Raw genomic sequence first — 26,565 nt, 5'->3', positions numbered from 1 at the left:
TGCAGAATGTCTTTTCAATTTGGTGATGCGCCACGCGACATAATGCGCCTGAGAGGACCGTCGCGCCGCCGAACTCGGGTTGACGCGCGAATGAAGCGGCAATCGTTGCGCTGTTCGGTCACGGGCAAACCTAGATCGGGCGCGTTCGCAATGAAAACAAAATGACCATCGCGTCCACTGCCCCGCCCCGACGCTTTTGTTGTCTGTCCCGAGTGAAATTTGGAATGGCCAGGTCCCTTTGTTTCGCTTCTCCTACGAGGAAACGCTGATCGTGCCGTAACGCTTTCGCGAAACGGTGACCTGATCGCGCATCAATCATCAGGGGCTCTTCATGACCGCACGTTTCCCAATGTTTTCGCTCTCCCGGCGCCGCCTCCTCGCTGCGGCCTCCGTGATTGCAGCAGCGACCGTGACGGCAACGGCGGGCCTCTCTCCGGCGCGAACTGCCGGCGCTCCACCGAGCGGCGGCGACATCACCTTCCTCATCGACTCGCTCGGCAGCACCTGGATTCCGAACAACAGCGCAATCTCCAGCTTCCAGGGCCACATCTGGGGCCACGTGACCGACAAGCTCGTCTATGTCGATGCCGACGGCAAGGTCAGCCCCTGGATCGCCGAAAGCTGGGAGCAGAACGGCGAGGCCACACAGTTCACCCTGCGCCTCGAGAAGGGTGTGACCTTCTCCGACGGAACACCGCTCGACGCGTCAGCCGTGGTCGCCAATCTCGACATCTGGTACGCAGGCCGGCGGAACGAGGGGATCAATCCGATTGGCCTCTTCCCGAAGACTTACGACCACGCCGAGGCGGTCGATGCAGCCACCGTGAAGGTTGTCTTCAAGGCGCCGACGCTCGGGTTTATCCCGACGCTCGGCTATCACGGCTCGATCCTCATCTCCCCGAAGACGATCGCGCAGCCCGCCGCGCAGCAGGCTGATCTGGCCAAGACATCCGGCAGCGGCCCGTATGTGGTCGCTTCCTGGAAAGAGGGCGACTTCGTCAAGCTGGTCAAGCGCAAGAACTACAATTGGGGGCCGGCAGCCGTCGGTCACACCGGTCCGGCCTACCTCAACTCGATCACCTACAAACTCGTGACCGAGCCGTCGCTGCGGGTCGCCGCTGTCCAGTCGGGACAGGCCGATGTCGCCTACAGCCCCTCACCGCAGGAACTGAAATCGCTCAAGGAAGCGGGCTTCACGGTCGCGACCCCGCGCTATCTCGGTTTCGTCAACGGCCTCGCGATCAACACCAAGCTGGAGCCATACAATGACTTGAAAGTGCGCCAGGCTCTTCAGGCCGGCATCAACCGGAAGGAGATCATCGACACCGTCTATACGCCTGACTGGAAGCTGGCGACGTCCTTCATCCAGAGCAACGTACCGGGTGCAACCGACCATAGCGAGCTCCTGGCCTACAACCCCGGCAAGGCGGAGAAGCTTCTCGACGAAGCCGGCTGGATCAAGGGTRCTGGCGGCATCCGGACCAAGGACGGCAAGCAGCTGTCGCTGACGCTCCACTCCAACCCCTATCTTGCGACGGCAAAGTCGATCGACGAACTCATCGCCCAGCAACTCGGCAAGCTCGGCTGGAAGGTCACCATTCGCGCCTACGACGTCGTGACGTTCGGCGAGAAGGTCCGGTTCGGCGGGCCGGCCGTGCCTGCCTACGAGGTGACGCGCAGCTTCATCGACGCCGGCACGGTGGCCAGCATCCTCACCGACGCCAACAACGGAGAGAACTGGTTCAACCTCGGCGACAGCGACAAGAAGCTCAATGAACTGCGCGACAAGATCGCCGGCGCGGCCTCTCTCGACATTCGCAATCCGCTGCTCGACGAGTTGCAGACCTACGTTCTCCAGCAGGGCTATTTCATCCCGCGCACGCAGATCGTCCAGCGGATCTACGTGCAGTCCCCGAAGCTCAAGGGGGAGGTCTACAACGGCATCGCCTACGCCAGCTATTACACGGCAACGATCGGCGAGTAATCCGCAGTGCAAACAAGCAGCGTGAGGAGGCGACCGGCATGAGAAGCGCCTACCTGTCCTATGCCGCGAAGCGCTTCGCCCAAGCCGTCGTCGTCATCCTGCTGGCTTACGTCTTCACCTTCGTCGTCGTCAGTATTTTGCCTGGTGACCCCATCACCAACGTGCTGCGCGACCCGCAGAATGGATTCAGCGAGGATCAGATCAAGGAGATCATCGCCGCCCAAGGCCTGGACCGGCCAATTCCGATCCAGCTCTGGGCGTCCTTGTCCAACTTCGTGACCGGCGACCTCGGCCTGTCGATGCGATCCAACCGGCCTGTGACAACCCTGATCGCCGAGGTTCTCCCTTCGACACTGATCCTCGCATCCGCAGCTTTCGCCATCGCGCTGCTGCTGGCGGCTACGATCGCCTACGGCACCCAGTTCCTTCCGAAACGGTTTGGCCAGGGCTTGCTGCGTGGCTTCCCATCGTTGTTCCTGTCGGTGCCGAACTTCGTGATCGGCCTGGTGCTGATCCACATCTTCGGCTTCCAGCTCGGGTTCTTTCGCGTAATCGCGCCGGACAGCTTCTGGGCGACCTTCTTCGCCGCGGTCGCGCTCGGCATCCCCATCTCCGCACGGATCACCGAGGTGCTGATCGCGAACCTCGACAACGAGTCCGAACAGGAATACGCCGCCGTTGCGCGCAGCCGTGGGCTCGGGCAGATGCACCTCTTTGCCAAGCACCTGCTCAAGCCGTCTTCGCTCCCGGTCATCACCGTCATCGCACTCGCCATCGGTGAGCTGCTCGGCGGTTCGCTGATCACCGAGACGGTGTTCGGACGCACCGGCATCGGCAGCCTGGTGCAGCGTTCGGTGAGCACGCAGGACCTGCCTGTCCTGCAAGCGGTCGTCTCGCTTGCGGCAGTGGTGTTTGTGCTCGTCAACCTGATCGCCGACCTCGTCTACCCGCTGCTGGACCCGCGCGTGAAGCTGATCGGCGGTCCCAAGGTCCGCCCGACTACCGCTGACGAAGGCCCCGCTGGCATGTCCCCGGCGGTGACATCATGACACTCGTCTCCGTTTCCTCCTCGCCACGCATCACGGCGATCAGCCGGCTGACAGCCCTTCGGGTGCCGCCGACCGTCGCGCTCGCATTCGCCGTCATCGCGATCGTAATCGCCTGGTCGCTCGCGCCGAGCTTGTTCACGAGTCATGATCCCGCCAGCGGCGTCCCCGCTGACAAGCTGCTCGGCCCCAGCGCAGCGCATTGGTTCGGCACCGATCACCTCGGTCGCGACCTCTATACCCGGGTCGTCTATGGCACGGCCTCCTCGGTGACGAGCGCGCTCATCGCGGTCGTCATCGCCGCGGTTGCCGGCGGGCTCATCGGCCTCCTGGCCGGCTTCCTCGGCGGCTGGATGGACATCGTGCTCGCCCGCCTGGTGGATGTGCTGCTGGCGATCCCGAACTTCCTGCTGGCGGTCATCGTCGTGACCGCGATCGGTTTCGACACCACGAACGCTGCGGTTGCGACCGGCGTCTCGGCGGTCGCCGTGTTCGCGCGGGTGATGCGCTCGGAAGTGATCAAGACCCGGCAGGCCGTTTTCGTCGAGGCATCGTTCCTGATGGGCGGCTCGCGCTGGCACATTCTGTTGCGGCACGTGCTGCCGAATGCATCGCGCTCGGTGCTCCCGCTCGCGGTGCTGCAGTTCGGCCTGTCGATCCTGGTGATCGCCAGCCTTGCTTTCCTCGGCTACGGCGATCCGCCTCCCGCCTCCGACTGGGGCCTGCTGATCTCGATCGGCAAGGACTACCTCAAATGGCCGTGGCTGGTGTACGCCCCCGCCTTCGTCACGATCGCGACCGTCCTCTCCGCAAACAGGATCAGCCGATGGCTCCGCAAGACAGACTGACCGCCACGTTCACCCGCGTCGCGCCGACGCCGCTGCGGTCGATTCCGCAGCTCCGGGTCGACGGCCTGTCGGTCTCCTATGGCCCGCACGAGGTCGTGACCAACGTGAGCTTTGAACTCGGCCGCGGCGAGAGCCTCGCCCTCATCGGGGAGTCCGGCTCCGGCAAGTCGACGATCGCCCGCGCAGTGCTGCGGCTGCTCCCCAGCGGCGGGCACGCCACCGGCCGCGTCGCGTTCGACGGCCAGGAGGTGCTGGGGATTTCCGAGCGCGGCTTCCGGCCGTTGCGGGGACGAGCCATCGGGTTCGTCCCGCAGGACCCTGCCAACTCACTCAACCCGGTACGGACAATCGGTGCCCAGGCGCAGGAGGCGGCTGCGCTGCTCGACGAGCCCGACAAGACGATCCGCAAGCAGCTCATCCTGGAGACGTTCGCCCAGGTTGGGCTCGACAACCCCCTGCGTGTCTACGACTCCTACCCGCACCAGCTGTCCGGCGGCATGCTCCAGCGCGTGCTGATCGGCCTTGCGATCCTGCCACGGCCGGCACTGCTGGTCGCGGACGAGCCGACCTCCGCGCTCGACGTCACGATCCAGAAGCGGATCCTCGACCTGCTCACGCGGCTGCAGCACGATCTCAAGATCAGTCTGCTGCTCATCACGCACGACCTTGCAATCGCCGCCGAGCGAGCGGACGCGCTCGTGGTGCTCAAGGACGGCGTCATCCAGGAGGCTGGCCGGACCGCTTCCGTCTTCTCCTCGCCGGCGTCGGCCTACGCAAAGAAGCTGCGCGCGGATGTCCCGGCCCTCAACCCCGACCGTTACGCCGCACTGCGCGACACGGGCTTCCGTTCCCGCGAGACCGGCCAGGCACCGAAGATCGAGGTCAGCGCCGTCACGAAGACCTTCACAGTCGACGGCAAGGCGCTGACGGCCGTCGACGATTTGTCGTTCAGCGTCCCTGCTGGCACCACGCACGCGCTGGTCGGCGAATCGGGCTCGGGAAAGAACACGACGGTCCGGCTGCTGCTTGGACTGGAGGGACCCGACACCGGGAGCATCTCCGTCGCAGGCGAACAAATCACCGGCCGCTCGCCCGAGGCACTGCGGACGGTGTGGCGCCACCTTCAGTTGGTCTACCAGAACCCGTTCACCTCGCTCGATCCGACCTGGACGATTGAGCGGCTCGTGCGCGAGCCGCTCGATCGATTCAAGATCGGAACGCGAAAGGAACGGGATGAGCGCGTCCGCGAAGCGTTGGCCGATGTCGGACTTGGCGAGCACCTGCTCTCCCGCAAGCCCGGAGCCCTGTCAGGTGGCCAGCGCCAGCGCGTGGCCATCGCCCGGTCGCTGGTCCTCAAGCCCGACGTGATCGTGCTCGACGAGCCCACCTCCGCGCTCGACGTCAGCGTCCAGGCCGGCATCGTCGAAGTCCTGCTCTCGCTACAGGCTACTCTGGGCCTGACCTACGTGTTCGTGTCTCATGACCTGGCGCTGGTGCGTCAGCTCGCCCACACCGTCTCGGTGATGCATCGCGGACGTATCGTCGAACACGGGGCCGTCGCCGACATCTTCGACAACCCTCAGCAGCCCTATACGAGGTCGCTGCTGGCGTCGATCCCGTCGGGTGGCGACGATATCGCGCACATGCGCACGCGCGCCTTCGGTTGATCATGACCGCGGATTGAATAAGCCGCGAAAGGCCCCTGCCCGCTCAGTTCTCATCATCCAGTGCGAGCACGGCAAAGCTCGCGAGCCAGTGCTCTCCCATGTAGTGACCGGCGATATGGGGGAGGCCTGCGGCCAGATGCTCGCGCGCCGCTTCATGAGCAACGACGCGGCGGGGGTCGCCTGCCGGCAAGGCGTCGCCGAGAGAGCGCCAGCACCAGGCGCGGCTGAGATTGAGCCCGTCGAGATGAGCGATCTTGCCGTCGGTGCGATCGGTGACCGTCGCAGGCTTGAACAGCGTTGCCGGCCGTCGTTCGACCAGCCGCGGCAGAAAGCGATCAAACCAGGGCAGGAACGCGTCCGGAGGCAACAGCCGCCGCATGCATTCGGCCTCGATAAGAGCCGAGGACTGGAAATCGTCGCCGCTCGGCTCACCCCAGGCGGGGCAGTCGCTGTCTTCACCATACCAGCGCTGGCCAGTCTCGTGCAGCAACCTGGYGAGCGCTTCATCCTTTTTGATGCCGGCGTAGTCTGCCGCCATCCGCAGGCCAAACGCCGTATTGAAATGGGTGCCGACGCGTACGGGATAGAACGCCAACGGCAGGAAGTCGCGAAAGCGTTGCGCGATGATTTCGGCCAGCGGCGCGAGATTGCGGCTCCAGCGATCGTCAGGATGGAGCGCCAGTTCAGTCGCGAGCTTCAGGAGCCAGGCCCAGCCATACGGCCGCTTGAAGCCGCGGGCAGTCGGGCGGGCGAAGTAAGCACGTTCGGCGGCGACCTTCTCGGGCACGAATTGCGTATCGAAGAGGGCGCGGATGTCGGAGGCTGCCGCAAAGTCGGGAAACCTGCGCAGCAGTCGCGCCAGCATCCAATAGCTGTGGACGCAGGAATGCCAGTCATAGCTGCCATAGAAGATCGGATGCAGCTGGCTCGGCGTGCGGGCATCCGCAGGTTCAGCCAGCGCGTGATCAACGTTATTGGGATATTCGCGCCCGACATGGCCGAGCGCGATGTTGGCAAAATGCGAGGCATGTTCGCGGGTAAGACGGGGCGTGGTCACGGCTTGGCCTTTCCAGTGTTCCGGCCGATCAATGTCTCGATCAGGCGCGGCAGGAGGTAGATCGGAAATTGCGTCGCGGCGAAGTATAGTGCCATGCGTGGCGAGGCGGCAGCACCCAGCGCCGACCAGACCAGGCCGACATTACGGTTGCCGAGGATGAGCCCGACGGTCAGCCGCTGGCTCAAATTGCCCGGCAGCAGCACGGCACCAGCTGCTTGAAGGGCGATATTGCAAGCGAAGGCGAGCCCGAGGCAGAGCATGGCGGCCTGCACATCCGCCGCGATCTGCGCGCGAATGTCAGCCATCGTCGCCGCCGCAAAGACGAGAAGCGCCGCGACGATGATCCCGTCGACCATCCCGCCATGGGCCGCCAGCACCGGGGCTGCATGCCGGCGGACCAGGAAAGCCACCCCTTCGGCGCCGCCGATCAACAGCGCCAAGCGAAGCGCGAGCTCGAGCGCGCTGATCTCGAGTCCGCCGAACCAGCCTGCAAGAAGCGGCACGGTGACCGGAGCCAGCACCATGGACAACACCGTCACCACGAGCGGCACCGCACCGTCGAGCCCGAGCATCCGTGCCACTGCTGCCGTTCCGCTCGATGGCGGCGCCGAGACGGCGAGCACCGCCGCAAGCGCGATCTCCGGACCAAGGTTCAAGGCGTGACCGGCAACACCGATCACGAGCGGACAGGCCACCATGACGACGGCCGGCAAGAGCACGGAAAGCGACGGCCGTCGCAGCGTTGCGACGACGGCCTGACTGTCGATCCGCAACAGCGTTCCCAGCACGATCAGGAAGATCGTGGTTGGCATCAGGGGGCGAGCGAGGTCCGCAAGAGCCGGAAAGGCCAATCCGAGCAGGACGCCAAGTGCCAGCAAGGTCGGTCCGCGCGGGATGAAGTGCAGGAGTGAAGACCGCATACGCCGCGCCCAATCATGTCGTCTCCGCCAGGAGACCACACTCCGCATCATTCTTGAAATCGATTGTTACTATATCTATCATCGTTCAAATGAATTTGGCTTCCGTCGACCTCAACCTCCTGGTCGCCTTCGAGGCGCTGATGGAGGAACGCCATGTGACCCGCGCCGGCCAGCGCATCGGCCTGGCGCAACCGTCCATGAGCAGCACGCTGACGCGGCTGCGTGCGCTGTTTGGCGATGAGCTCTTCGTGCGCTCGGCCTCCGGCATGCAGCCGACGGCCAAGGCGCTGGCGCTGGCGCGACCGATCAGCGACGCTCTGGGGCAGATCAGGGGCGTGCTCGAACCCACATCAGCCTTCAATCCGGCAACAGCCCGCCATCGCCTGTCTATTGCGGCGACCGACTATGGCGACCTCGTCGTGGTGCCGCGACTGGTCGAGGCGTTGCGGCGGGAGGCACCTGGTATCGATCTCGTGGTGCGCCCCATCATTGATCCGGCCGCGAGTGTCGCGAGCCTGGAACACGGCGATGTCGACGCGCTGATAGGTGGCCATCTTCCCGCTTCCCCGCGCATCATCCGATCCACGCTTTTCACGGAGAGTTTCGTCTGCATTCTCGACGCCAAGCGCGCCAAACTGAAAGCCCGTCTCACCAAGGACGATTACACGCGGCTTCCGCATGTGCTGTTCTCCTCCGCCGRCGGCGACGGGCTTCCCGGCGCAATCGACACGATGCTGAGCCGGCACGGACGCAAGCGCCGGACCGCGATCACGCTCGCCCATGTCGTCGCGGTGCCGTTTGCCGTCGCAGGCACCGATCTCGTGGCAACCATGGCCGAGCGCGTCGCGCGCCGCTTCGCGACAGCCGCCGGCGTGTCTGTCGTTCCGATTCCCTACGATGTGGAACCATTCACCATCGACCTTCTCCACACGCGCCGCGCCATGGCCAATCCGGCGCTGCGCTGGTTCATCGAGCTGGTCAATCGCGTCTGCGGGACGCTGTAGCGATCGGCGGGCCGGAAGCCGGCTGCTATTTCCGCTCAATCAGCTGCGCGATCTCCCAGACATGGCCTGAGGGGTCGGCAAAGGATGCAGTTCGTCGCCCCCACGGACGGTCGATCGGGCCATTGAGCAGATCGACGCCAATCTCCCGCAGGGCCGAGCAGACCTGATCGACGTCGACGACCCTGATCGTCAGGAGTGCGCGCGCCCCTGCGGAGGACTGCGCGACACGCAGCGGCTCGACAAGCGGCGGTGCCTGAGTCGCGTCGAGAAGGTTGACCAGGAGCCCACCAAATCGAAGTACGGATGAGACCGCATCCTCCCAGACCGTCTCGGATGTGAAAACCTTGGCGTAAAACGCTTTCGACGACGCAATGTCATCGACGAACAATGTGATGACTTCAACTTCGCTTGGCAGACCATTGACCATGTCGCCCTGCTCCTCACCGTTGCTGCGGCAGCCTGCACAAGCGTGACAAGCCGCCTGCCGCTATATCTCACGATGTTAGAGCATGGCGCAATTCGGCGAGCCGGGTCATCGGCCCGGCTCGGAAGCCTCGATACCTAATTGAATAGATCCGGTTCCGCCTCGGTGATCCAGTCCCACAACGGCTGGAAGCTGAAATAGCCGCCCTTGTGCGTTCCGACCTGCCGCGAGGTCAGGCTGGCGATCTCGTGCGGGATCGGCTTTGGCGTTCCGGCGGCTTCCACAAGCAGCTGGGCGCGCGCAGCATTGTCCATGGCGATGTACCACCAGGCGGCAGCCTCGATGGTCGGTCCGACCGTGAGCAGGCCGTGGTTCTGCAAGATGGCCGCCTTCTTCGATCCCAGCGCCTGCGCGATCTTGCGGCCCTCTTCCGCCTCCAGCACGACGCCGGAGAACGGATCGAACAGCACGTGATCCTCGTAGAAGGCGCAGGAATCCTGCGTCAGCGGATCGAGCAGGCGGCCGAGCGCCGACCAGGCCTTGCCATAGGTCGAATGGGTGTGCGCGGCCGCGATCACCTCAGGATGCGCGGCGTGGATCGCGGAGTGAATCACGAAGCCGGCCTGGTTGATCGGCTTGTCACCGATCAGGATGTTGCCATCGTGATCGACGAGCTGAAGATCCGATACCTTGATCTGGCTGAAATGCTTCGACAGCGGATTGATCCAGAACCGTTCGGGAAACTCCGGATCGCGCACGGTGACATGGCCTGCGAGCCCCTGATCGAAGCCGTAGCGCGAGAACAGGCGGAATGTTGCGGCAAGCCGCTGTTTGCGATGCAGCCGCTCTTCCTCGAACGTCGCGGCCGGCGTGCGCTCGACCAGGGAGTACTTCTTGGGCTTCTCGACGACCTTGTTCATTGTGCCTTTCCTTTTTTAGTATTCGAGATTCTTGTCGAAGACGTCGGCCAGCGCCACGCCATGGGCGTGGGCGTCGAGGTTGACCAGCGTCTTGTCGGCCAGCCGCTTGGCATCCTCGCCACCCGTCCATGACACATGCGGGGTCAGGACGACCTTGGGATGGCGATAGATCGGATCGCCCTCCGGCGGCGGCTCGGGATCGGTGACGTCGAGCGTCGCGCCGGCAATCCGCCCCTCGTCGAGCGCCTGCAACAGCGCACCCTGATCGACGATCCGCCCTCGCGCGACATTGATTAGGTGCAGCGACGTCTTGGCCCGCGCCAGCACATCGGCGTTGATCAGACGCGCGGTCTTGGTCGTCGCCGGCAGAACAAGGACGAGATGATCGGAGACCGCGACCAGCTCCTCGATGCTATCAACCGGCTGGATGCCTGGAAGGACATATGGCCAGGCCGAGCGCCTGAGAACCCTGATGTTGACACCGAACGGCTTGGCCCGTTCGGCGACTGCGCGGCCGATCGCGCCGAAGCCGGCAATCCCGATCGTCTTGCCGGTGAGCGAGCCCAGCGGGCTGATCTTCCACTGCTCGCGATTGCGCGGCCGGATGTCATGGATACGCTTCTCGAAGCCGAGAATCGCCGCAAGGACATATTCCGCGATCGGATCAGCCGAGATGCCGCGGCCGACCGTGACCACCGGACCGTCGAGCAGCCATGCCGGAAAGAAATCGACTCCCGTCGATGCGGTCTGGATCCAGTGCAGGCCGAACGGCCAGCCGGCCGGCTTCTCCGCAGGCGCCTTGTGCCAGCCCACTAGCGGCCGCGTCAGCAGCACGTCCGCTTCGGGAGCAACCTCCCAGGGCGCGCGATCGGCGGGATGATCGATGATCAGCGGGCGCGACCAGTGATCGACCAGCGCCGCACGAATGTCCGGGCCAAGCTGATTGACGATAATCGGCGATCGCACGCTGGTGGAGGCGCGCTGGCTTTCAATTCGGGGAGTGTTCATGTCACGCAGTCACGATGGCAACGATCCGGATATGCTAGGCGTTTGCGGCAAGATAGTCCTTTCAAAGATGACGGGTGTCTTGCAACAAGAGGACGACGCGCTTCGGCAAGACAAAAGGATTTGTCTCTGGAGCCCTGGCGCCTCTACGGGGGCTCGCGCCCGACGCGGCAAAGGCTCGAACCCGAGCCCCGCTGATTAAGAGCCAGTTGGTCCCATCCCCAAGACGTCGCGTCATTGATCAAATAGGTCGCAGTTAGCTGCGTGAGTGCAAAGCAGCTGCGCTTTCCGCGACCAATCCGCCTACTTCAAAAACGCCTGCTCACGTTGGCCTGCGCAAGATTTTTCTCGATCTCCCGGTGCATACGTCATGCACACGCCGCCCTTTAACTGATTGAAACAATCTAACCCTCGCTCCAATCCATCACGGGCCACTTTCGGCTAACAACAGCGAAGAAGAGCGAGCCCGGTCTAACGTGAACCGCTCGATGCCGCAGTCGGTCGTCGCGGCGCTTCCTGTTCAGGAGTCGAATCTAATGGAGTGACCTCGTGGAACTCGAATACCTAACGCAGGAGGGCGTTTCCGCGCTGGCGCAGCACAAAGCTTAATTTCGCGACAGCAGGGCATCACTGATCTTCTCGGCCGCCATGATCACGGGGATGTTGGTATTGGCCGTCGGCAGCCGCGGCATGATCGAGGCATCCGCCACAAAAATGTTCTCGCTGCCGATCACCCTGCCCTCGGACTCGACCACCGCCATCCGGTCGGCGGGATCGCCCACGCGGCATGTCCCCACTGGATGCCAGACTCCGAACACGCTTTGCCGTACGAAGGCTTCGAGGGCACGGTCGTCGGCAAGCGTCGCCTGGAAGGCCGTGCCGTTGAGCAGCACGAGCCGGATCACAAGCGCCCTGAGGCCCGCGGGTATGTCGAGCATTGGCCCGAGGATGGACGCAACGATGCGATTGACGGTGCCGTACCGGCTCAGCCGCTTGATACGCGGAGAAAAGGAAGCCGGGAAGAAATCGCCCGCCTCCGGGTTGAGCGCGGGATGAACGACAAGTTTCGCGAGCAGCCGGACGGCCGCGACCATCCGTTCGAGATCGCGTCGGTCGGACAGCAGGTTGAAATCGACCACTGGATAGGTTTTCGGGTCGCGGCTCGCCAGCATGAGCGAGCCGCTCGAATACGGCCGGTTGCACCAGAGAAAGTAGAGACCAAGCCGCGTGCCCAGCGCATGCCACCCGCCGCGCGCCGAGGCCGTGATGTACATGTCGGAGGCGTCGCAGCCGGGATGTTCGGACGAGAAGCGCATCGCCGCGAAATTGGGACGCCGCCGGGCAAGCGGCAAGCGCAACCGCCGCGGCAAATATTGACAGAAGGTCAGTGCGGGGTGATCGCGCAGATTGCTGCCGACGCCGGGCAGATCGATCGCCACGGGAATGCCGAGCGCTTGCAGCGCCGCACCCGGGCCGATGCCCGCCCGCATCAGGATCGCCGGCGATTGCAGCGCGCCTGCGGTGAGGATGACACGGCCGGCGCCAATGGTGAGCTTATGACCGCCGCGCGAAACCACCACGCCCGTCGCATGGCGGCCGTCGAGCTGAAGCTGCTCGACCTCGCTCTCAGCCCAGATCGTCAGGTTCKGTCGCGCACGCGTTGCTGCGTCGAGATAGCCGGCGGCGGTCGAGACGCGCCGGTCGTTACGGTTCGAAAACGCCGGCGGAAAGATGCCGTCCTCGAATTCGGCGTTCTGGTCTTTCCGGAACGGCAGGCCGGTTGCCGACAAAGCCTCTCCCACGGCCTTGCCAAACGGCGGCATCGCCTCGCGCGCGATGCGGCGGATCGGGATCGGGCCGTGCTTGCTGTGCAGCGGGCCGTCGAAATCCAGATCAGTCTCGAGCTTGAGGAAGTACGGCAGCACATCCGCCCAGCCCCAGCCCCGCGCGCCGAGATCGAGCCACTCGTCATAGTCGCGCGGCAGGCCGCGATTGGCCGATTGCACGTTGATGCTGGAACCGCCGCCCATCACCCGCCCCTGTTCGTAGGCGCGAACGACCGGCTTGCCCTCGGCATTGCGGCCGGCGGCCGCTGACAGGCCCGGCCAGATGTATTTGTCGCCGAAGAACAGCGTCATCGGATAGCTGTCGAGGATTTCCGGCGGCGTCGCCTCGGGCGGCGTGTCCATCCCGGCTTCGATCAGAAGCACGCGGCGGCTTCCGTCTGCGGAAAGCCGATTGGCGAGCACGCAGCCCGCCGATCCGCCACCGACGATCACGTCGTCGAAATGCAGCCCATCCATTCCCGTCTCATCGCGCAATTCGATGGATCGGCGCGGCCACGAATGCGGCCGCGCCGATTTGGCTCAGCGGAAGTTACCCTTGGTCTCGGGGATCACGACCGCACCAATCAGGTAGATCACGAACACGCCGACTGCGAAGTAGGCCAGCGACATCGGGATCTCCGCAGGGCTGCCGCTCACCAGCGAGACGAAGGTCGGCATCATGCCGCCCAGCGCAAAGCCGATGTTCCACGACAGACCCGTGCCGCTAGCGCGCAACGCGGTCGGAAAACGCTCGTTGAGGAAGATCAGCACCGGCGCATAGCCGGCATTGCCGATGAAGGCGATCGCGAGCGCATAGAGCGTGATTTGCGTCGTGTCCTTGGTCGCCGCGAGCTTGAGATAGCACAGCGGCAGCAGCACCGCGGCCAGGACGCCGATGATGAGGAACGTCTTCTTGCGGCCGATACGATCGCTCAGCGCGCCGACCAGCACGGCCGAGAAGAACGCCGACACGCTAGCGCCCATCAGGATCAACGACGAGGTCTGGTTCGGGACCGCATTGATGACTTTCAGGAAGCTCGGCAGATAACCCGAGGTCAGATAATAGCCGGCACCACCGCCGAAGGTGATGAGAAGGTTGACCAGCAGCACGCCGCGATACTCGCCGGAGAACACGTCCTTGACCGGCGCCTTCGAGACCTTCGCCTGCTTGTTACCCTGCTGGCGCTTGAGCTCCTTGAAGTAAGGCGACTCCTCGAGGTTGCGGAAGATGAACCAGCCGAGCAGCGAGCTCAGCAGCCCCGAGAAGAACATGAAGCGCCAGCCCCACACCGCGAAGGCATCGCCGGGGAAGATCGAGGACGTGATCAGGAAGATGAAGGACGCGAGCAGCGCGCCGATGCCGGCGCCACCGCCGCCGACCAGGCCCGACATCGCGCCGCGCCATTGCGCCGGCACAGACTCGGTGCCGATGGTGTGCGTGGAAGCCACGACGCCGCCGACGAAGATGCCCTGCACCAGCCGCAGGATCAGGAAGATGATCGGCGCGAGAATTCCAACCTGGGCGATGGTCGGCAGCAGGCCGAAGGCGGCCGTGCTGATGCCGACGCCGATGATGGCGATCAGCATGGCCTGCTTGCGGCCGTGCACGTCGGCATAATGCCCGAACACCGCCGAGCCCAGCGGCCGCATCAGGAGCGTCACGGCGAACGAGCCGTAGACCGCAGCCAGCGACAGCGCTGGGTTGCTCGACGGAAAGAACAGCGCGCCGACGACCGGCGCCACGTAGAGCAAAATGAACAAATCGAACAGATCCAGCGCCCATCCGAGCACCGATGCGATGATCGCATTGACCATCTGCTTGTTATCGGCCGACGCCTGTGCGCCCGCGACCGGCATATCCATCTCAGCCATGTTGTTTTACCTCCCCCGTTTTGATAGAGCCGCGGCCCGCGTCATTGCGAACCGCGGCAGTTTTGTCGCGCATCAGTGCCCGGTGAACTTCGGCGGACGCTTGGCGTTGAAGGCTTCGACGCCTTCCTTGAAGTCTTCCGACTGGCGCAGGCGGCTGTAGCAATGGCCTTCGAGCTCGATCGCGATGGCGAGCGTCGAATCCTCGGTGTCGTTGAGGAGCTTCTTCGCCGTGCGCTGCGCCAGCGGCGAGAAGGTGCGGAGCTCGTCGACCAGCTTGTCGGTCGCCTTCTCCAGCTCGGCATCCGGCACGCATTCGGTGGCGATGCCCCAGTCATAGGCCTGCTTCGCCGAGATGCGCTTGGAGCGCATCACGATGTCCTTGGTGCGAGTGATGCCGACCATCTTCTGCAGGCGCGCCGAGCCGCCTGAGCCCGGGATCTGGCCGAGCTTCTGCTCCGGCAACGCGTACTGCGTGGTCTCCGAGGCGATGCGGAAGTCGCAAGCGAGTGACAATTCGAAGCCCACGCCGAAGCAATAGCCGCGGTTGGCAACGATCACGGGCTTGGCGCAACGCGCAGGCGCGGCGATGTTCCAGGCGAGCTTGGAGACGTGCTCGGGGCTCGCCTCCATGAAGCCGCCGATATTGCCGCCGCTGGAGAAATGCTCGCCCTCGCCGCGCACCACGATCACGCGGACGCGCGGATCCTCGTCCAGCGTCTCGAAGGTCAGGCGCAGCTGGTCACGCTGCGGCATCGCCACGACGTTGTAGGGCGGCCGGCCCAGGATGATATCGGCCCGCTCATGCGCCTCATCGATCTCGACCTTGAACCCGTCGAGTTTTGCGAGTCGAGGATCGGTAAAATTGTAGGCTGACGGCATGTTGGTTTCCTTCTGTTGATTGTTGATGAGTGATGATCAGGCGGCGTCTGATGGCGGCAGGCGCTCGGCTTCGTACTCACCGGCGACGAGCAGTCGCCGCAGCAGTTTGCCGACCGGCGATTTGGGAATGGCGTCGACGAAAACGTAACGTCTAGGCCGCTTGAAATTGGCGAGGCCCGTGGTCCGGCAGAACTGCTCCAGCTCGACGTCCGACACAGGGCGATTGCGCTTGACGAAGGCGGCGACGACCTTGCCCCATTTCTCGTCGGCAACGCCGACCACCGCGACCTCGTCGACCGCGGGATGCAGCGACAGGCAGCTCTCGATCTCGACCGGCGAGACGTTCTCGCCGCCGGTGATGATCATGTCGTCGACGCGCCCGGTGACGAATAGGTCGCCGTCGGGATCGACGAAGCCGGTATCGCCCGTAAAGTACCAGCCCTCGCGCAGCGACTTGGCGTCGGCTTCAGGGCGGCGCCAGTAGCCTTCGAAGGCCTCGTCGCCGGCGAGCGTCGCGATGATCTCGCCCTCCTCGCCGACCGCAGCAAGCTCCGCGACCGACTTCGCGCCGATGCGCACGACCTTGACGTGCTGGTTCAGCCCAGCTTTGCCGGCCGAGCCGGGCTTTGCGGCGGCGTTCTGGTCGATCGTAAAGGTGTAGATCTCGGAGCTGCCGTAGTGATTGACGAACAACTCTGGCTTGAACGCCTCGTTCAGCTTCCTGAGAAGGCCGTCGGTCATCGAGGCGCCGGCAAAGCCGAGCTTGCGGACGCTGGAGACGTCGGTTTTGGCGAAGGCCTCGTGATGAACGAGGTCGTGATAGAGCGTCGGCACCAGATACAGGTTGGTGATCTCCTCCTTCTCGATCAGGGCCAGCGCCTGGCGGCTGTCATAGCGCGGCAGGCAGATGAAGGTGCCGCCGATCAGCGACATCGCCAGCAGCGAGCGGACGCCCATGGTGTGGTAGAGCGGCATCACCCCGAGCGTGCGCTCGCCGCGGCCGTAGAGATTTTGCGCGACATGGGCGATCGCCGCGGCACGTTCAGCGCGATGCCGTCGCGGCACGCCTTTTGGCCGCGAGGTCGTGCCCGACGTGTAGAGCATGATCGACCAGGCATCGGTGCCGACACGCGGCTCGGCGTCCGGCGCGCTGTCCTTGATCAGATCGGCAAAGCTGGTGGCCTCCCCCGTCCCGGGATCGACGGAAACACGCAGCAGCTTGCCTGCCAACCCCGAGCCCTGCACCGCCTCGGCAGAGATATCCTGATAGACGATCGCGCAGGCTTCGGCGTTCTCGATGCAGTAATCGAGCTCGTCGGCCTTGGCGCGCCAGTTGATCGGCGTGATCACCAGGCCTGCGAACTGGCAGGCCCAGTGCAGCGTCGCCGCTTCCCAGCGGTTTTGCAGCAGCGTGACGACGTGATCGCCAGGCTTGAGGCCAAGGCGGTCAAACGATGCCACGAGCGCGGAGATCTTGCCGTACCATTGCCGGTAGGTCAGGCGCAGATCACCGTCGACAAGCGCGATCGCATGGGGATCGCGCGCGGCGCTGGCGATGAAGCTGCTGGCGAGATCAAGCATCGGACGTCTCTTTTTTGGATGAAGCGAGTTCGGCGGCGGCTTCGAGCGCCGCCTGGATGATCGGTGTGTAGCCGGTGCAGCGGCAGATATGCCCGCTGAGGAGGTCGCGGATCTCGGCCTCGGTCGGCGCCGGGTTCCTGGCGAGGTAGTGGTCGAGCGACATCAAAATGCCGGCGGTGCAGAAGCCGCACTGGAGCGCGTGGTTGCGGCGGAAGGCCTGCTGCAGCACGCCGAGCCGGTCCGCCGACGGTGCGAGGCCTTCGACGGTCCTGAGCTCGCAACCATCGACCTGCGCAGCGAGCGTGAGGCACGACCGCGTCAGCATGCCGTCGACGACAACAGTGCAGGCGCCGCAGACGCCGTGCTCGCAGCCGACATGGGTGCCGGTCGCTCCCAGCTGGTGGCGCAGGAAATCGGAGAGCAGCATGCGCGGCTCCGCCTCGCCCTCGACCGGCTTGCCGTTGAGCGCGAAACGGACGGCATGGCGCTGATCTGCCTTGAGACGGGTCATTGCAGCACCTCGCCGATCAGATCGCGACCGATCATGCGCACGAGGTCGCGCCGGTAGCGCGCGGTGGCGTGGACGTCGTCGCGGGCACCAAGCTCGTAGGCGAATGCATTGAGGGCATCGTCGAGCGCGCTGCCCTCCAGCCGCGGCCAGTCGCGCGCGGTCGGAACGTCGGCGACGCCGCCAACGGCGAGACGCACGCCCGTCGGTGTCTTCATCGCCGCGCAGGCGACAATGGCGAAATCGCCATAGCGGCGCGCGACCTCGCGGAAGGCGAAGCGCGATCCCTTGACGGCGGGCAGCGAGATTCCTTCGATCAATTCGTCATCGGCGCGCGCGGTCAGCATCATGCCGGCGAAGAAGTCCTTGGCTGCGACGCGGCGACGACGCTTGGCACTGCGCAACAGCACTTCACCACCAAGCGCAACCAGCGTCAGCGGCATTTCGGCGCTGGGATCGGCGTGCGCGAGCGAGCCGCAGATGGTGCCGCGGCTGCGGGTCTGCATGTGCCCGACCCACGGCAGCGCCAGCGCGACCAGCGGCAACGCCTCGGCAAGGTCAGGCCACGCCAGGAGATCGGCCTGGCGCACACCGGCGCCGATCGTGACGGCATCGCCCTTCCGCTCGATCTGGCGGAGCTCCTTGATACGCATGATGTCGATCAGCAGCTTCGGCTTGGCGAGACGCATGTTGAGCATCGCCATCAGCGACTGGCCGCCGGCGAGCACGCGGGCATCACCGCCCTGCTGGGCAAGGCCTTCGAGGACGTCGCCGACGGTCTCGGCCCGGAGATAGTCGAATGCGGGCGGTTTCATCGGCGCCCCCCGAACAGGCTGGCCAGTTTCGCCAGCACGGCGAACAGCGAGAAACCGCCGCCCTCTGCACCACCGCCGCCCGCCTTCCGCGCGAGCGCGGTGAAGAACTGGCCGATGATGACGCGCGTGGCGCCGTCGAGCAGACGGCCGCCGATGCTCGCGACCTTGCCGCCGATCGCGGCGTCGTAGCTGTAGGTCAGCTTTGTGCCGCCATTGCCGTCGGGCGCGAGCGTGATCCGCCCCTCGGCGTTGCCGAAGCCGAGCGCGCCGGTCGCACCGCCACGCAGTGTGACCGCGCGTGGCGGATCGAGATCGAACAGCTCGACATCCGCGCGATAACGCCCGCTGACTGGGCCGATGCCGAGCGTGACGTCGGCGCGGAAATGCGTGTCGGTGATCTTGTCGACGCGCTGGCAGCCGGGAATGACCGACTGCAGGGTGGCGGGATCGAGCAGCATCGCCCAGACCTGCTCGGGCGGCCCCTTTACCGAGGCCTGTCCCTCGCCGCGCAAGCGCCGGTCGCCTTCGCGCACTGGCGCAGAAGTCACGCCGCCCGCGGGGGGCGGCGGCTCGGCACCGCGCACCAGCTCCGCGAGCCGCGCAGGCACGAGCGGCAGCGTTATGTCGGCAACGCCGAGCGCATCCGCGACCGCATTGGCGAGGCACACCGGCGTCGACATGCAATTGCCCTCACCGACGCCTTTTGCGCCGAGCGGCGTGAACGGCGACGGCGTCTCCATGTGGATGATCTGCGGCTCCGGCACCTCGGTGGTGGTCGGCAGCAGATAGTCGGCGAGCGTTCCCGTCAGGAAACTGCCGTCCTCGGCGTAGGCATATTCCTCAAAGAGCGCGGCGCCGAGCGCCTGCGCAAAGCCGCCGCGGATCTGGCCGTTGACCATGCCGGGATGCAGGATGGTGCCGCAGTCGTGCATGGTGACGTAGCGATCGATTTGCGTCTCCAGCGTCGTCGGATCGATCTCGACGCCGCAGAAATCGAAGATGAAGCCGTGGCAGAGCGAGGAGTTGATGCGGTCGTCCTCGTCGGGCGGCGTCAGCTCCGGCGGCGTCCAGAACACGGTCTCGCGGATGGTCTGCCCCGCGTCATCAGGGAGCGAGCCCGGCGACCAGTGGCTGAGCGCCGCGACGCGCGAGAACGCGATCCGGTTCTCCGGATTGTACCTGGAGGCAACGAAGCCTTTCGCAAACACGATGTCGGCGGCTTCGACGTTCAACTGGCTTGCGGCGATGCGGGCGAGCCTGCCGGCGACGCGTTCCGCGGCGATCTTTGCCGTGCCCGCCACAGCTGCGGCGAAACGGCTGGCGTAGTTACCGGACGCGATCGACCAGGCGTCCTTGGCGGTGTCGATCTCGGTGTTGACGCGGATATCCCTAGGCTGGAGACCGAAGACGTCGGCGACGACCTGCGACAGCACCGTGCGATGGCCCTGCCCCTGCGGCACGGAGGCGACGTGAACCGTGACGCTGCCGACCGGATCGAGCCCGACGGTCGCGGTTGCCTGCGCGCCGTTCTTGGGACCTGCCTTGCGGCGCTCGGCCGCCGTCAGCACGGTGGTGATGTAGCCCATGTTGGAGACGCTGGGCTCGACCACCGCGGTGAAGCCGATCCCGTAGAGCCGCCCCTGCGCTCGCGCCTCGTCCCGCTTCGCCTTGAGTTCAGCGAGCCTGCCCTGCTCGACTGCGAGCGCAACGGCGTCCTGGTAGTTGCCGGAGTCGAGCAAGGCACCGGTCGCCGTGCGATAGGGAAACGCGCCGGCGTCGATTAGATTGCGCTTGATGACATCGAGCGGATCGAGGCCGAGGCCAATCGCGATCCGCTGTACCAGGCGCTCCAGTGCGAAATAGACCTGCGGGCCGCCAAAGCCGCGGTTGAGACCGGTCGGTGTCTTGTTCGTGACGACGACGCGGTTGCGGATCTTGACGTGGCGGATGTCGTAGGCGCCGGTCAGATTGCCGTGCATGCGGTAGAGCGTGGCAGGCTCAGGCGCGCGCAGATGCGCGCCGCAATCCTCGACCTGGTCCCAGTCCAGCGCGAGGATCTTTCCGTCTGCTGCGACCGCCGCCGACAACGTCGTCGCGCGGTTGGTCGCCGACACCGACGCGGTAAGATGCTCGAGCCGGTCCTCGATCCACTTCACCGGCCGTCCCGTGACGCGCGCTGCCGCCGCGATCAGCACGATGTAGGGAAACACGCCTTGCTTGACGCCAAAGCTGCCGCCGGAATCCGGCGGCGTGCGCAGCCGGAGCCGATTGCCCGGCACTTTCAGCGCTCGCGCAATCACCGTGTGGATACTGAACGGGCCCTGGAAGTTGGCGAGCACCTCATAGGCATCCTCGCCGGCATCGTGCGATGCGACGACCCCGTAGGTCTCGATCGGCGTGCAGGAATTGCGGGGATAGCGGATGTCGATCGAGAAGCGATGCGGCGCCTCCGCAAAGGCTTTCTCGGGATCGCCGTAACGGAAGTGGCGGTCGCTGGCGAGATTGCCGGGAAAGCCATCGTGGAGCACGGGCGCGCCTGGCGCGAGCGTCTGGAGCGGATCGACGACGGCAGCCCGCGGGCGATATTCGACATTGATCAGTTCGGCAGCGTCCTCGGCACGTGCGCGATCAGTTGCGACGACCAAAGCGACCGGCTCGCCGACATAGCGCACGCGGTCCATCGCGATCGGCCAACACTCCACCGGCGCCTTCACGCCGACGACGAGGCTCGTCGTGACGGCCTTGACGTCGCTGCCGGTCAGAACCGCGGCGACGCCCGGCAGACGCTTCGCGGCTTCAACATCAATCGAGAGAATATCGGCATGCGCATGCGGCGAGCGCAGGATCGTCGCGTGCAGCGTGCCGGGCTGGACACCGAGATCGTCGATGAAGCGGCCGCGGCCGCTGAGCAGTGCGGCATCCTCGACGCGCTCGATCGAACGCCCGACCCACGGCTCATCGCCACTTCCCGGATTTGCGGATTTGACCGCCTGCAACATGTCCCGGCATACCTCCCGACGCGTTCTTTGACGCGACGATGACGTTTGTCAGGACTGGGGGTGCGGGAGCCATACCGCCCGCTCTCACGACTTACCAAATCGTCTCATTCGAGAGCGTGCAGCGCAATATCAAGACTCAACCCGCGAGACGCGAGACATTGCGAAACTCGCGCGGGCTGACGCCGGCATGATCCCGGAAGAAACGCGTGAAATGCGCCGGCTCCGGAAAGCCAAAGCGCTCGCTGAGCTCGCCGAGCGGTGTGTCCTCGCGCATGACAGCATCGAGCGCGCGCTCCATCCGGACGACATTGAGATACAGCTTTGGCGAGACGCCGAGCGAGGTCTCGAACAGGCGGAAGAACTGCGCGCGCGAGAGGCCTGCGCCCTTCACGAACTGATCGACGTTGGCATAGGAATCGTGCACGCGCATCGCGTCCATCGCGCGGCGGATGCGCCAATCGCAGCTCACCGCGCTCATGCCGCGGATCGTGGTCGGGAAGCTGCGCCAGGGCGTGAATCGCTCGATCACCGCGATCATGAGATCCGAGAGCGTCTGCTCGTGGGTCCGCACCGCATCCGGATTCGCCATCATTTCGGCCGCCAGATGCAGCGTGAGCTGACGGATGCGCGGCGACACCTCGCCCGACGGCCGCTCGAAAAAGCCCGGCGCACCGCTGGCCGCCCAGCCGGGACGGAACTCCTTCAGCCATTCCGGCTCGATATAGAGCGCCATGATCAGCGTGCGCGGACGGTTGGCGTCGTGCACATAGGCATGCGGCTTCCAGCCGTCGACGAGCACGGCGGCCGTATCCGTCAGCGGCGTGACCTGGTCGCCCACAAGAAACTGCGTGTCGGAGCCCTCGACCTTGAGCAGGACGTGGCAGTGATGATGAGCGTGGCGGACCAGCGAACGGTCCATGTCGAGCAGAGCGACCCTGCCGAAAGCGCCATGAGCGATGCGCAGGGCCGTCGACATCAGTTCCTTCCTCCCGGCAGCGTTGCGCTGCAAAATAATTGCTTCATCGGCGCGGCACTATAAGCAGCACCCGCTTCATATTCCAACGGCGCAAACCGACGCAAGTTGCTTCCGAGCGGCAATCCGCTCATGCGCGCGTCTCCGAAAGAAACCGCGCGACCGCAGCGCCGGGGTCGGCCTGCAAGGCAGTGGCGAGATCGACCTCCTCCTCGCCCTTGACGCGAATGCGCTTGAAAGCGAGCTCGGGCGCGTTGACCGGCGCGGTCGCATCGAGACCCATCTTGGCGCTGATGCCGTTGTCGGTGGTCGGATCGAGCTTGGAGCCGAGCGCGCCCGCGACGACCATGAGGTCGCGGTCGGCCTGGAAGCGCGTCGCCACCGCCCATTCGATTTCCTCGGACGAGGAGATGTCGACGTCCTTGTCCACCACGACCACCTGCTTAATGTCGTAATGGGCGCCGAAGGCGCACATCATGATGTTCTTGGGCTCGCCGTCGTTCGCCTTGTCGATCTTGATCGCGAGGTGGTAGCGGCAGGTGCCGCCGCGCGTGAGGCGGACGTCGATCACGCCAGGAAAACTGCGCCGCAGATGCTGGAGCAGCGTCGCCTCGCGCGGCACGCCGCCGAGGATCAGATGCTCGAAACCGCCGCCCACGATGGTATGGAAGATCGGTTTCGCACGATGCGTGATCGCATCGACCTCGATCACCTCGCGATTGGCGCGCGGGCCGTAATATTGGGGGAATTCGCCGAACGGACCTTCCGGTTCGCGCACGCCCTGAAGAATGCGTCCCTCGATGACGATCTCCGCGTGGGCGGGCACGCGGACCGAATTGGTGCGACACTTCACGACGTCGACGGGCGCTCCGAGCAACGCACCGGCAATCGCCATCTCGTCTTCGTCAAGCGCGGCAATCGCCTGCGAGGCCAACATCAAGGCCGGATGCGCGCCGATCACGATCGCGATCTCCAGCGCCTGGCCCAGCTCTTCCGCGAGGCGGTAGTAGGAGAAGGTGTGCCGCGGCAGCAGCAGCACGCCGATGCGGTTCCTGCTACTGATCTGACAGCGGTGGATCGAGACGTTCTGTACACCGGTCTTCGGGTTGCGCGCGATCAGCAGGCCGGCCGTGATGTAGGGGCCGCTGTCGCGCTCATTGTGCTTGGGCACCGGGAGTTGGCGCAGCAGATCGACGTCCTCGTGGACGACGTCCTGCACCGGTCCGCTCGCGACCTCATGCGTCGGCAGTGGATGGTTTGCGGCAGCCAGGAACCGTGGCAGCAACTGGTCCTCGGTCACGCCGATGGAATCGGCGACCCAGTCGCGGCCCGCGAAGAGATTGGCGACGACGGGAATTTCATGCCCATCGGGTCGCGGGAAGAGCACCGCGCTGTCGCGCTCCAGCCGCTTGGCGACGGCGGCTAGCTCGTCAGCCAGCCCAATGCCCTCGCGAGCGATCGCGAGCTTGCCGCGCTCGGCGAGAAACGCGAGCCAGGCGCGCAGATCGGCGGGCGCGTTCGCGCTTCTCCTCGCAACATTTTCCATTCGCATACGGGTCATTCCTCAGGTCTTCAGGTCAAGGCGCGATCTTGCGCAGCGGCGGCGAGCGGCGCTTGAGCGCCTCGTCCTCGCCCCAGCGGCGCACAACGCCGATATCGATGTCGAACAGGTCGAGCACACGGCCGACGGTGTGCTCGACCATGTCGTCGAGGTTCTCGGGTTTTGCGTAGAAGGCCGGCACGGGCGGGGCGATGATCGCGCCCATCTCCGACAGCGCCGTCATCGTCCTGAGATGCCCGGTGTGCAGCGGCGTCTCGCGCACCATCAGCACCAGCCGCCGACGCTCCTTGAGCACGACGTCGGCAGCGCGGGTCAAAAGCGTCGTGGTCACGCCCGAGGCGATCTCGGACATCGAGCGCATCGAGCACGGCGCCACGATCATGCCGGCGGTGCGGAACGAGCCGCTGGAGATCGCCGAGGCCATGTCGTCGATCGCATGGCAGACATTGGCGAGCTCCCTCACCTCCGCGATCTTCAAATCGGTCTCGTAGGCAAAGGTAAGCTCGGCCGTCTTCGACATCACCAGATGCGTCTCGACGCCGGCATTGCGCAGGAGCTGCAGCAGGCGCACGCCATAGGTGACGCCGGAGGCGCCGGAAATGCCGATGATCATCCGCTTGGGTGTGGCGTCCTGCATATGTCTGATTTCGCTCCCAGACGGCCCGGGCCTTGAGGCCCCGCGGTCCGCCACGAGACTAGGCAATCCCACCCATCACTACAAATAATGATTGATTATATCGTCCATCATCTATGATGATGCCCGCGAGCAAGACCGGCGAACGAAGGACAGGCCCCGTGGAACTCAGGCAGATGCAATATTTCCTTTGCCTGGCGGAGGAAAAGAACGTCACCCGCGCCGCGCGCCAGCTCAACATCGTGCAGCCCGCGCTGAGCATGCAGATCGCCAAGCTCGAGGCCGAACTCGGCCAAAAACTGTTCGACCGCAGCGTCCAGGGCATGACTCTGACCAGCGCCGGCGAGGCGCTGGTGCGGCTGACGGCCCCGATCGTGCGCGATGCCGAATATGCGCGGCAGGAGATGGCGCAACTCGGCGGGCGCATCTCGGGCCGCGTCTCGGTCGGCCTCATCACGTCGGTGGCGCAGAGCACTATGGCCAGTTCGTCGGCGACGGTCGCCAGTCGTTATCCCGAGATCACGCTGTCCGCCTGCGAGGGCTATACCGAGACGCTCGTGGACTGGGTCAACACCGGCCAGCTCGATTTCGCGCTGATCAACGTGCCGCGCCGGAAGACGCCGCTGTCCGCGCATCACATCATGGACGAGGAGATGGTGTTCGCCTGCCGCAAGGACAGCCCGGTCAGGCCACCGGCAAAGCTGCGCTTCGACCACGTCGCGAATTTCGACCTCGTGCTGCCGTCCAAGCGCCACGGCCTGCGGCTGATCCTGGATGAGCACGCCGCCGCCGTCGGCATCGACCTGCGGCCGCGGCTCGAGCTCGACACCCTCCCCGCGCTCTGCGACGTGATTGCGACCACCGACTTTGCAACGGTGCTACCGACCATCGCGCTCCGGCAATCGCTCGCGAGCGGCGCCATCCGGGCGCATCGCTTCGACCAGCAACGGATCGTGCGCTCGATTGCCTGGGTGCATCACCCGCGGCGAGCGGTGTCGGTCGCGGCCAAGGCGGTGCTCGACGTCATCAGCCACGATCTTGCGCAAGCGGCCGCCGTGGCGAGAGAGTTTGTGGAGCCTTTCATTGGCAGCACGACCTCATCGCCCCGCATGGCGCGCAGCAAGACGCGGCGGAAAGCGATCTCTTGAGTGCAGAATTCCTGCTCGGACAAGATGTCGCGCCCACTGCAAAATGAGACGGGTTGGTAAGTTTTGAGACGTGCAGGCATGACGGTCGTAGCGGCCTGCTAACTACGGTTCAGGCGCAGAAAAATGCGAACTGGCGCTCATCCCCGACGACTCCCGTCCCGGACGCTCCCTGGGCTCGCAGAACAAGACACAGTCGGGAGATTCAGTCCGAGATGGCACGGTTCGGTCGCAGCAAGATCACAGATGGCGCTCACCAGGAGAGCGAGGGATTTCGTCCTGACCGGAGGTCGCTGCTCACGCTCGGTGGTGGCGCCCTGCTCGCAGCAACGGGAATGCGGCATGCAAACGCGCAAGACTATCCGACCCGCCCGGTCCAGGTGCTTGTGCCCTTCGCCGGCGGCAGCGCCAGCGACGTCATCACCCGCATCCTGCTCAACCGCATGTCGATGTCACTCGGGCAGGCCTTCGTGGTCGACAACCGCCCCGGCGCCGGCGGCAATATCGGCACCGCTGCTGCGGCGCATGCAGCACCCGACGGCTACACGCTGCTTATGAGCACCTCCGGTCCGCTGGCCGCGAACAAATCGCTGTACAAGGAGCTGCCCTACGATCCGCAGAAGGATCTCGTCCCCATCGGCCTGTTCGCGACGCTGCCGAATGTCATCGTGATCAATTCGAGGCTGCCACCGAAATCACTGAACGAGCTGATCGACTATGCCAAGGCGCATCCGCGGGAGCTGAACTACGGAACGGTCGGCGTCGGCTCGTCGCAGCATCTGGCGGCCGCCTATTTCGAGCAGCTCACGGGCACCGAGATCACGCACGTTCCCTATCGCAATATCGCCGCCTACACGCCGGACTTCATCGCGGGCCAGGTCCCGCTTGGCTTCCAGC

Annotated in this window: 22 protein-coding genes; 7 read left to right on the top strand and 15 right to left on the bottom strand. The window is 65.1% G+C overall.

Translation table 11 applies throughout. The features are described from left to right. The first annotated feature begins 331 nt into the window (after positions 1 to 331). Genes AB4Z51_RS26840 through AB4Z51_RS26825 form a run of 4 tightly spaced genes read left to right on the top strand, consistent with a single transcriptional unit; the run spans position 332 to position 5,545 of the window. Positions 332 to 1,984 (top strand): ABC transporter substrate-binding protein, encoded by a 1,653-nt coding sequence (locus AB4Z51_RS26840; protein WP_441498338.1) that lies wholly within the window; start codon positions 332 to 334, stop codon positions 1,982 to 1,984. Between the two features lie 38 nt (positions 1,985 to 2,022). Beyond that, the gene (locus AB4Z51_RS26835) at positions 2,023 to 3,033 is read left to right on the top strand and encodes an ABC transporter permease (protein ID WP_439034493.1); all 1,011 of its coding nucleotides are present in this window, start codon (positions 2,023 to 2,025) and stop codon (positions 3,031 to 3,033) included. Beyond that, a complete protein-coding gene (locus AB4Z51_RS26830) occupies positions 3,030 to 3,878 on the top strand; it encodes an ABC transporter permease (RefSeq protein WP_441268407.1) in 849 nt (282 codons plus the stop codon). The genes AB4Z51_RS26835 and AB4Z51_RS26830 overlap by 4 nt, the downstream gene beginning before the upstream one ends. After that, positions 3,857 to 5,545 carry an ABC transporter ATP-binding protein gene (locus tag AB4Z51_RS26825; RefSeq protein ID WP_441498337.1) on the top strand — a complete coding sequence of 563 codons (1,689 nt, stop codon included), beginning with the start codon at positions 3,857 to 3,859 and terminating at the stop codon, positions 5,543 to 5,545. The genes AB4Z51_RS26830 and AB4Z51_RS26825 overlap by 22 nt, the downstream gene beginning before the upstream one ends. Before the next feature lie 43 nt (positions 5,546 to 5,588). Here AB4Z51_RS26825 and AB4Z51_RS26820 read toward each other — a convergent pair whose 3' ends face one another. Both AB4Z51_RS26820 and AB4Z51_RS26815 read right to left on the bottom strand, forming a co-directional pair. Continuing rightward, a complete protein-coding gene (locus AB4Z51_RS26820; RefSeq protein WP_441498336.1) occupies positions 5,589 to 6,602 on the bottom strand; it encodes a DUF2891 domain-containing protein in 1,014 nt (337 codons plus the stop codon). Beyond that, entirely contained in the window at positions 6,599 to 7,522 is a 924-nt protein-coding gene (locus tag AB4Z51_RS26815) for a hypothetical protein (RefSeq protein WP_441268410.1), read from the bottom strand. The genes AB4Z51_RS26820 and AB4Z51_RS26815 overlap by 4 nt, the downstream gene beginning before the upstream one ends. 89 nt (positions 7,523 to 7,611) lie before the next feature. Here AB4Z51_RS26815 and AB4Z51_RS26810 point away from each other — a divergent pair, with 89 nt between their 5' ends. After that, a complete protein-coding gene (locus AB4Z51_RS26810) occupies positions 7,612 to 8,526 on the top strand; it encodes a LysR family transcriptional regulator (RefSeq protein ID WP_441498335.1) in 915 nt (304 codons plus the stop codon). Positions 8,527 to 8,551: 25 nt separating this feature from the next. On the opposite strand, the gene AB4Z51_RS26805 is transcribed toward AB4Z51_RS26810, so the two are convergent. The 13 genes from AB4Z51_RS26805 to AB4Z51_RS26745 form a co-directional block, all read right to left on the bottom strand. Then, complete coding sequence (locus AB4Z51_RS26805) at positions 8,552 to 8,953, bottom strand: VOC family protein (protein ID WP_441268412.1); 402 nt, start codon at positions 8,951 to 8,953, stop codon at positions 8,552 to 8,554. A gap of 134 nt (positions 8,954 to 9,087) precedes the next feature. Beyond that, on the bottom strand, positions 9,088 to 9,870 hold the full coding sequence (locus AB4Z51_RS26800) for a class II aldolase/adducin family protein (protein ID WP_441268413.1): 783 nt from the start codon (positions 9,868 to 9,870) through the stop codon (positions 9,088 to 9,090). 15 nt (positions 9,871 to 9,885) lie between these two features. Then, a complete protein-coding gene (locus AB4Z51_RS26795) occupies positions 9,886 to 10,878 on the bottom strand; it encodes an NAD(P)-dependent oxidoreductase (protein ID WP_441268414.1) in 993 nt (330 codons plus the stop codon). Between the two features lie 602 nt (positions 10,879 to 11,480). Next, positions 11,481 to 13,178: a GMC family oxidoreductase gene (locus tag AB4Z51_RS26790; protein WP_441498334.1), complete on the bottom strand. Its 1,698-nt coding sequence runs from the start codon at positions 13,176 to 13,178 to the stop codon at positions 11,481 to 11,483. 63 nt (positions 13,179 to 13,241) lie between these two features. Next, complete coding sequence (locus tag AB4Z51_RS26785) at positions 13,242 to 14,573, bottom strand: MFS transporter (RefSeq protein WP_441498333.1); 1,332 nt, start codon at positions 14,571 to 14,573, stop codon at positions 13,242 to 13,244. Between the two features lie 72 nt (positions 14,574 to 14,645). Further along, the gene (locus tag AB4Z51_RS26780) at positions 14,646 to 15,452 is read right to left on the bottom strand and encodes an enoyl-CoA hydratase/isomerase family protein (protein ID WP_439034484.1); all 807 of its coding nucleotides are present in this window, start codon (positions 15,450 to 15,452) and stop codon (positions 14,646 to 14,648) included. A gap of 36 nt (positions 15,453 to 15,488) precedes the next feature. Beyond that, positions 15,489 to 17,033 (bottom strand): AMP-binding protein, encoded by a 1,545-nt coding sequence (locus tag AB4Z51_RS26775; RefSeq protein WP_441268415.1) that lies wholly within the window; start codon positions 17,031 to 17,033, stop codon positions 15,489 to 15,491. Further along, positions 17,026 to 17,544 (bottom strand): (2Fe-2S)-binding protein, encoded by a 519-nt coding sequence (locus tag AB4Z51_RS26770; RefSeq protein WP_441268416.1) that lies wholly within the window; start codon positions 17,542 to 17,544, stop codon positions 17,026 to 17,028. Before AB4Z51_RS26770 ends, AB4Z51_RS26775 begins: the two co-directional genes overlap by 8 nt. After that, entirely contained in the window at positions 17,541 to 18,356 is an 816-nt protein-coding gene (locus tag AB4Z51_RS26765) for an FAD binding domain-containing protein (protein ID WP_441268417.1), read from the bottom strand. Before AB4Z51_RS26765 ends, AB4Z51_RS26770 begins: the two co-directional genes overlap by 4 nt. Then, a complete protein-coding gene (locus tag AB4Z51_RS26760) occupies positions 18,353 to 21,355 on the bottom strand; it encodes a xanthine dehydrogenase family protein molybdopterin-binding subunit (protein ID WP_441268418.1) in 3,003 nt (1,000 codons plus the stop codon). Before AB4Z51_RS26760 ends, AB4Z51_RS26765 begins: the two co-directional genes overlap by 4 nt. A gap of 136 nt (positions 21,356 to 21,491) precedes the next feature. Then, positions 21,492 to 22,331 carry a helix-turn-helix transcriptional regulator gene (locus AB4Z51_RS26755; RefSeq protein ID WP_071917558.1) on the bottom strand — a complete coding sequence of 280 codons (840 nt, stop codon included), beginning with the start codon at positions 22,329 to 22,331 and terminating at the stop codon, positions 21,492 to 21,494. Between the two features lie 127 nt (positions 22,332 to 22,458). Then, the gene (locus AB4Z51_RS26750) at positions 22,459 to 23,880 is read right to left on the bottom strand and encodes a UbiD family decarboxylase (protein WP_259261118.1); all 1,422 of its coding nucleotides are present in this window, start codon (positions 23,878 to 23,880) and stop codon (positions 22,459 to 22,461) included. 25 nt (positions 23,881 to 23,905) lie between these two features. Further along, positions 23,906 to 24,526 (bottom strand): UbiX family flavin prenyltransferase, encoded by a 621-nt coding sequence (locus AB4Z51_RS26745; protein ID WP_071915243.1) that lies wholly within the window; start codon positions 24,524 to 24,526, stop codon positions 23,906 to 23,908. A gap of 173 nt (positions 24,527 to 24,699) precedes the next feature. Between AB4Z51_RS26745 and AB4Z51_RS26740 the strand changes: the two genes are divergently transcribed. Both AB4Z51_RS26740 and AB4Z51_RS26735 read left to right on the top strand, forming a co-directional pair. After that, positions 24,700 to 25,671: a LysR family transcriptional regulator gene (locus tag AB4Z51_RS26740; RefSeq protein WP_259261119.1), complete on the top strand. Its 972-nt coding sequence runs from the start codon at positions 24,700 to 24,702 to the stop codon at positions 25,669 to 25,671. A 212-nt stretch (positions 25,672 to 25,883) separates the two neighbouring features. After that, a partial coding sequence (locus AB4Z51_RS26735; RefSeq protein ID WP_441498332.1) for a Bug family tripartite tricarboxylate transporter substrate binding protein occupies positions 25,884 to 26,565 on the top strand: 682 nt, incomplete at its 3' end.

The organism is Bradyrhizobium sp. 2TAF36, from assembly GCF_052114925.1.
GTDB lineage: Bacteria > Pseudomonadota > Alphaproteobacteria > Rhizobiales > Xanthobacteraceae > Bradyrhizobium > Bradyrhizobium barranii.
This window is presented reverse-complemented; position numbering and strand designations above follow the sequence as displayed.